We start from the raw sequence: 4,844 nt of genomic DNA on the forward strand, positions 1-4,844 counted from the left end.
CCTGAAAAGGATGGTTGCCTAAACGCGCGATTCTCGGCAGGAAGCGGCGCTTACAAGAAGGAACTCTCATGCATATTGCGGTGCTTGCCGGCGACGGCATTGGTCAGGAAATCATGGTCGAGGCGCTGCGCGTGTTGGAGGCTATGGACTTTCCTGATTTGCAATTGAGCCACGCCGATGTCGGCGGGATCGCCTATCGCAATCATGGCCATCCCTTGCCGTCCGAAACGGTTGCGTTGGCAAAATCTGCCGATGCCGTGTTGTTCGGAGCGGTAGGTGATCCATCGTGCGACAATCTGGAACGCCATTTACGTCCGGAACAAGCAGTGCTCGGCCTGCGCAAGGAAATGCAGACCTTCGCCAATCTGCGGCCCGCTAAAATGTTTCCGGGGATGGAGGATGCTTCCGGACTCAAGCCGGAAATCGCTCGCACCATCGATATTGTCATCGTCCGCGAACTGAACGGCGATGTCTATTTCGGCGAAAAGGGCATGCGCAAAACCGCGGACGGCCTGCGCGAGGGCTATGACGTCATGTCCTACAACGAGAGCGAAGTCCGGCGCATCGCCCATGTCGCTTTCAAGACCGCATTGGGGCGCGGCAAGCGCCTGTGTTCGGTCGACAAGGCCAATGTGCTGGAAACATCGCAATTGTGGCGGGACGTGATGATCGAGGTTTCCGCGGAATATCCCGATGTCGAGCTCAGCCACATGTATGTCGACAATGCCGCGATGCAGCTGGTGCGCAATCCCGGTCAGTTTGACGTGGTTGTTACGGGAAATCTGTTCGGTGACATACTCTCCGACCAGGCGAGCATGTGCGTCGGGTCGATCGGCCTCCTCGCATCGGCTTCGCTGGGAGAAGGCCCCAAGGGTCTTTACGAACCGATCCACGGCAGCGCGCCGGATATCGCCGGGCAGGGGATTGCCAATCCCTCGGCGATGATATTGTCTGCCGCGATGATGTTGCGACACAGTTTCGGCATGGACGCCGAGGCGGTCCGGATCGAAGCGGCGGTTGCAGCCGTGCTCGAACAGGGTGTTCTCGGTCATGATCTGGGTGGTGATGCTTCAACCAGCGAGATCGGCGATGCGATTGTCGCGCAGCTGAGATGAGTGAGCCACAATATTCTCGGGAAGAACTGAGAAGCGCTGCCGCGCGCATCTATCAGGAAATGCCTCCAACGCCGCAATATGCGTGGCCGTTGCTCCAGAACAGGTTCGGCGCAGAAATCTGGCTGAAGCACGAAAACCATACGCCGACCGGAGCGTTTAAAGTTCGCGGCGGTATCACCTATATGGACTGGCTGGTTCGCGAGCATCCGGAGGCATCCGGGATCGTCACGGCAACCCGCGGCAACCATGGTCAGGCGCAAGCGCGTGCCGCCCGGAATGGGGGCCTTCAGGCGGTTATCGTCGTGCCTCGCGGGAACTCGCTCGAAAAAAACACCGCGATGCGCGGGTTCGGGGCCGAGCTCATCGAATATGGTCAGGACTATAATGAAGCGGCCGAATATGCCGGCCAACTTGCCGCCGAGCGCAACCTGAAACTCGTTTCGGCATTCCATCCGGCAATCGTGCAGGGTGTGGCAAGCTACGGTCTTGAACTGTTTGACGCGGCGGGTGCGCTCGACGCGGTCTATGTTCCGATTGGCAATGGATCAGGCGTCTGTGGGACGATTGCCGCACGCGATGCACTGGGATTGGCAACCAAGGTGATCGGCGTTGTTTCCGATCGGGCGCCAGCGGCAAAACTGGGCTTTGAAGCGGGACAAATTGCCTCTGCCGGAAAGGCCAATACTTTCGCCGACGGGGTCGCCGTTCGTACCCCAGACACAGAAGCTTTCGAGATGTACTCCAAGGGTGTCGATCATATCGTCATGGTTGACGACGACGCCATTGCCGACGCGATCCGGATCATTTGGCAAGATACCCACAATCTCGCTGAAGGCGCGGGAGCAGTGGCGCTTGCAGGATTGATTGCGGAGAATGCACAGATTAAGGGCCAGCGGGTTGCGGCAATATTGACCGGCGGGAACATTGACCAGTCGATGGTTGCTGCTGTTCTGGCAGGACAAACCCCGCTAAGCTAAAACCAGACCAGAATCGGAAGCGATGGAATGAAACGAAATACCGGCCAAAACCGCGAGATCACGAAAAATTGGCGTCCTGCCACCCAGGCGATCCGTAGCGGTACGATGCGCAGCGAATTTGGCGAGACCTCCGAAGCTTTGTTCCTGACATCAGGCTATAGTTACGAGTGCGCCGAGGATGCCGCTGCGCGCTTCGCCGGTGAGCAGGACGGCATGACCTACAGCCGTCTGCAAAACCCGACGGTGCAGATGCTGGAAGAACGGATTGCCATGATGGAAGGCGCGGAAGCCTGCCGGGCCACGGCATCCGGGATGGCCGCGATGACGGCGTCCTTGCTCTGCCAGCTGGAAGCGGGCGACCATGTCGTGGCCAGCCGCGCCCTGTTCGGATCCTGCCGCTGGCTGACCGACACGCTGCTCCCCAAATTCGGCATTGAAACGACCGTGGTTGACGGGCGCGAGATTGAAAACTGGGAACAGGCCATCACGCCGAAGACCAAAGTATTTTTCTTCGAAACGCCAGCCAATCCAACCATGGATGTGATTGATATCCGGACCGTCTGCGATCTCGCACGAGCCAAAGGCATCACCAGCGTGGTCGACAATGCGTTCGCTACCAACATGCTCCAGCGGCCAATGGAATTTGGCGCCGACGTCGTCGCCTATAGCGCCACCAAGATGATGGACGGGCAGGGTCGCGTGCTGGCCGGTGCGGTCTGCGGCACCGAGGAATTTGTCGAGGAAACATTGCTCGCATTTATTCGCAACACGGGACCCACTCTGAGCGCGTTCAACGCATGGGTTGTGCTCAAGGGCCTGGAGACGCTCGACCTGCGCATCCGTCGGCAGAGCGATAATGCGCTCGAAGTCGGCAAGTTTCTCGAGCAGCGGGTAGAGAAAATTCTGCACCCGGGGCTGCCCAGCCATCCGCAGCACAATCTGGCGATGAGCCAGATGGAAGCCGCCGGACCGATCTTCTCGCTCTATGTCGGCGGCGGTCGCAAGCGCGCGCATGGCCTGCTCAACGGGTTGAACCTGATCGATATTTCCAACAATATCGGGGATAGCCGTTCGCTGATGTGCCACCCGTCATCGACCACCCATCACGGGCTGGGGGAGGACGCCAGACTGGAGATCGGGATCACCGAAGACATGCTCCGGATCAATGTCGGACTCGAAGATCCGATCGATTTGATCAAAGACCTGGATCAGGCCCTTTCGTCGGTCGGGCTTTGACACTATAACATGTTGATGGAATCATTCTTCCCGTTTGCCGAAACCACCGACGGGGTCACCGTCCGCGTTTCCGTGACCTTCCTGCCCGAACAATCCGATATCGACAGCAAGCGCTGGTTCTGGGCCTATCATGTCCGGATCGAGAATCATCGCGATACGGCGGTGCAATTGCTGACCCGGCACTGGCGCATCAACGACGAGCGCGGTGGTCTGCAAATGGTCGACGGCGACGGAGTGGTGGGCGAACAGCCGATCATCCAGCCGGGCAAGGCGCATGATTATGTCTCGGGTTGTCCGCTCAATACCCCCCGTGGGTCGATGGAAGGCCATTTTGTCATGGTCGGCAGCACGCCGCCGGCCTTTGAGGTCCGTATTCCCCGTTTTCTTTTAACCGAACCGACGGTTGAACAATGAAGCGCACCCATTTGCCATTGAACGGGCTGCGCGTGCTCGATGCCGCCGCGCGGCACCTCAGTTTTACCAAAGCTGCTGACGAACTCGCAGTAACCCCCGCTGCGGTCGGACAACAAATCCGGGCACTGGAGGACATGCTGGGAGTGGTGATGTTCCGCCGCACACCGAAAGGCCTTGAACTGACCGATGAAGCATCGGCCGGACTGGATGCGTTGCGTTCCGGCTTTCTGCAGTTTGAAGAGGCGGTGCGCGCGATGCAATCTGGCCAGTCCTCGCACAAGCTGACGATTGCCGCGCCGCGTGATTTTACCCAGAAATGGCTGAACGAAAGACTGTCCGCATTTTCCGCTAACCACCCGGACACCAGTTTCGCATTGGTCGCGGCGGATGATGAGATTGATTTTACCGAAGCCAATCTGGACGTCGCAATCTGGCTTGGCGACGGGCCGGGCCAGCATGAAGGCAAGATGCTCGGCGATACCGTATTCGTGAAGGTTGCTGCTCCGGGTATCAAGGGCGGCAACAAGATTGACTGGCCCGGCTGTCCGATTTCCGAAGGCGAGGAAACATTGATGCGGGTCGCCGATGGCGGTCTTGCCATCGAAGCGGCGACCAACGGTTTCGGCTATGCATGGGTCCCCAAAATGCTGGTCCAGCGCGATCTGGCGGCTGGCCGGGTGGAGCTTATCGGCGAAGACAGCGTGTCGTCACGCGGCTACTGGCTGATGGCGCCGCTCCCGCAATGGCGGCAGCAGAAAGTGAAAGCATTGGTCGAGGCTTTGGCCGGAGCATAGCTTGCACGCTCCCCCATTCCGGCCTAGTGAATAGGTCGGGATTAGGGGATTTTGATGATTAGAGTTTTGTTTTTTCTGACCGCTGCGCTTTTCTTTGCGGGGAGCAGCATCGAGGCAAAAAAAGTCGCTCTAATCATCGGCAATGCCGAATATCAAAACACCAGTCCTCTGGAAAATGCCGACAATGATGCAAATCTTGTGGCTGAAGCCGCCAAAAAGGCAGGCTTTGACGAAGTCATCGTCGCTCTGGACCAGACTGTTGACGATTTTCGCCAGACATTGCGTCGTTTTCGCGAACAGGCCGATGG

Annotated in this window: 6 protein-coding genes; all 6 read left to right on the plus strand. The window is 58.4% G+C overall.

Going from position 1 to position 4,844, the window contains the following annotated elements:
* Window positions 1-68 precede the first annotated feature (68 nt).
* Window positions 69-1,115, plus strand: a complete 1,047-nt coding sequence (gene leuB, locus WBM93_RS00625; protein ID WP_424427129.1) for a 3-isopropylmalate dehydrogenase — start codon at window positions 69-71, stop codon at window positions 1,113-1,115.
* A complete protein-coding gene (locus tag WBM93_RS00630) occupies window positions 1,112-2,092 on the plus strand; it encodes a threonine dehydratase (protein WP_424427131.1) in 981 nt (326 codons plus the stop codon). Before leuB ends, WBM93_RS00630 begins: the two co-directional genes overlap by 4 nt.
* A gap of 27 nt (window positions 2,093-2,119) precedes the next feature.
* The gene (locus WBM93_RS00635) at window positions 2,120-3,328 is read left to right on the plus strand and encodes a trans-sulfuration enzyme family protein (protein ID WP_424427133.1); all 1,209 of its coding nucleotides are present in this window, start codon (window positions 2,120-2,122) and stop codon (window positions 3,326-3,328) included.
* 15 nt (window positions 3,329-3,343) lie between these two features.
* Window positions 3,344-3,742 (plus strand): Co2+/Mg2+ efflux protein ApaG, encoded by a 399-nt coding sequence (apaG, locus tag WBM93_RS00640; protein WP_424427139.1) that lies wholly within the window; start codon window positions 3,344-3,346, stop codon window positions 3,740-3,742.
* Entirely contained in the window at window positions 3,739-4,536 is a 798-nt protein-coding gene (locus tag WBM93_RS00645) for a LysR family transcriptional regulator (protein ID WP_424427135.1), read from the plus strand. The genes apaG and WBM93_RS00645 overlap by 4 nt, the downstream gene beginning before the upstream one ends.
* Before the next feature lie 54 nt (window positions 4,537-4,590).
* The coding region (locus tag WBM93_RS00650; RefSeq protein WP_424427137.1) for a caspase family protein at window positions 4,591-4,844 on the plus strand (254 nt) is incomplete at its 3' end.

It is taken from the genome of Parasphingorhabdus sp. (genome assembly GCF_049667325.1).
Lineage (GTDB): Bacteria > Pseudomonadota > Alphaproteobacteria > Sphingomonadales > Sphingomonadaceae > Parasphingorhabdus.

Excerpts from the sequence above, each read along its gene's own strand:
- WBM93_RS00630 (WP_424427131.1), top strand. The coding sequence starts at position 1,112 with ATGAGTGAGCCACAATATTCTCGGGAAGAACTGAGAAGCGCTGCCGCG.
- WBM93_RS00645 (WP_424427135.1), top strand. The coding sequence starts at position 3,739 with ATGAAGCGCACCCATTTGCCATTGAACGGGCTGCGCGTGCTCGATGCC.
- apaG (WP_424427139.1), top strand. The coding sequence starts at position 3,344 with ATGGAATCATTCTTCCCGTTTGCCGAAACCACCGACGGGGTCACCGTC.
- leuB (WP_424427129.1), top strand. The coding sequence starts at position 69 with ATGCATATTGCGGTGCTTGCCGGCGACGGCATTGGTCAGGAAATCATG.
- WBM93_RS00635 (WP_424427133.1), top strand. The coding sequence starts at position 2,120 with ATGAAACGAAATACCGGCCAAAACCGCGAGATCACGAAAAATTGGCGT.